Origin of the sequence: Clostridium sp. AM25-23AC, from assembly GCF_003435125.1 — a bacterium.
In the GTDB taxonomy this organism is placed as follows: Bacteria; Bacillota; Clostridia; order Lachnospirales; family Lachnospiraceae; genus Pilosibacter; species Pilosibacter fragilis.
Window position 1 is genome coordinate 1 of the sequence record NZ_QWGI01000089.1, and the last position, 1,321, is coordinate 1,321.

The window sequence follows — 1,321 nt, forward strand, 5'->3', positions numbered from 1 at the left end:
ATTACAAAAATGAGCGTTGACGCAATCGTCAATGCTGCCAATACTTCTCTTTTGGGCGGCGGCGGTGTGGACGGCTGCATTCACCGTGCCGCCGGACCGGAGCTGCTTGCAGAATGCAGTACGCTGCATGGCTGCGAAACCGGCAGCGCAAAAATCACAAAGGGATACCGCTTGCCCTGCAAATATGTGATCCATGCAGTCGGTCCACGTTGGCGGGATGGCAAGCATCGGGAACAGGAGCTTCTGGAATCCTGTTATCGGACATCTCTGAACCTGGCAAAAGAAAATGGCTGTCAGTCGGTGGCCTTTCCGCTGATTTCCTCCGGCATTTACGGCTATCCTAAAGACCAGGCTCTGAAGGTTGCAGTCGATACCATCAGTACGTTCCTGATGGAAAATGAGATGATGGTCTACATCGTTATTTTTGACCGAAAGACATGATAGATTGGCTGGAAGGAGGAGCGATGGAGTGACACGACAAGAATTATTTACATGGATACACCAGCAGTACGGCACAGAGCCGGAATATCCCTGGCATGACCGGAATGCTGTACTGCGGCACAAAGACAATAATAAATGGTATGGTGTAGTTCTGGAAGTATCTGCTGATAAGTTGGGATTGCCGGAGACAGGCATCATGGATGTTCTCAATGTGAAAAGCGATCCGCTGCTGATTGGCTCTCTTCGCGGGCAGGACGGCTATTTTCCAGCCTATCATATGAATAAGGAGAAGTGGCTCAGTATTCAGCTTGGCAAACCGGAACTGGATGATGCCATCAAAGACCTGCTTTCTTTGAGCTATGAGCTGACAGCACCGAAGAAGCACAACCCAAAGTCATCAGCAAAAAATCCGGGAGATTCCGCAAATGGCAAAGAAAAAGATGAATAAGCATTACCGGGAACGCTTTCATGTGGATGCTGTGACGGCCGCTAAAGATTTGCAGGAGCTGGGGGTCAATTATACATAGGAGCAGCTCTGGAAATAATTGTGCAGACGGCATCTGCACAATTTGCAACAAAAAAGAGGAGCCGATCAAGGCTCCTCGAAGATACGTTATTTCAAAAAGTTGCTTTTATGTTCCAGTGCGTGCAGATTATAACCAAGTGTAGCCAGGTGTGCTACATTCAGCGCAACCAGATTGATGTCGGTGGACATCGCACTGGCGATCTGCTCGGCTGTGTATCCATACTCATAGATGTAACGAAGGACTTCATCGCTGTCCATCAGAATCTCTGCTGCTACGATGTTCGCTTCATGTTCCGGTTTGGATTTCATATCGTAGAGCATGAACTCATGAATCGGGGTGGTTTTCGCCATATT

The 1,321-nt window shown here is 48.4% G+C and carries 1 protein-coding gene and 2 pseudogenes; 2 read left to right on the top strand and 1 reads right to left on the bottom strand.

The features are described from left to right. Positions 1-435 (top strand): annotated as a pseudogene (locus tag DW677_RS18000) (O-acetyl-ADP-ribose deacetylase); the annotation flags it as partial. 34 nt (positions 436-469) lie between these two features. Further along, on the top strand, positions 470-889 hold the full coding sequence (locus DW677_RS18005) for an MmcQ/YjbR family DNA-binding protein (protein WP_117472586.1): 420 nt from the start codon (positions 470-472) through the stop codon (positions 887-889). Positions 890-1,054: 165 nt separating this feature from the next. Here DW677_RS18005 and DW677_RS18010 read toward each other — a convergent pair. Beyond that, a pseudogene (locus DW677_RS18010) lies at positions 1,055-1,321 on the bottom strand (toxin); the annotation flags it as partial.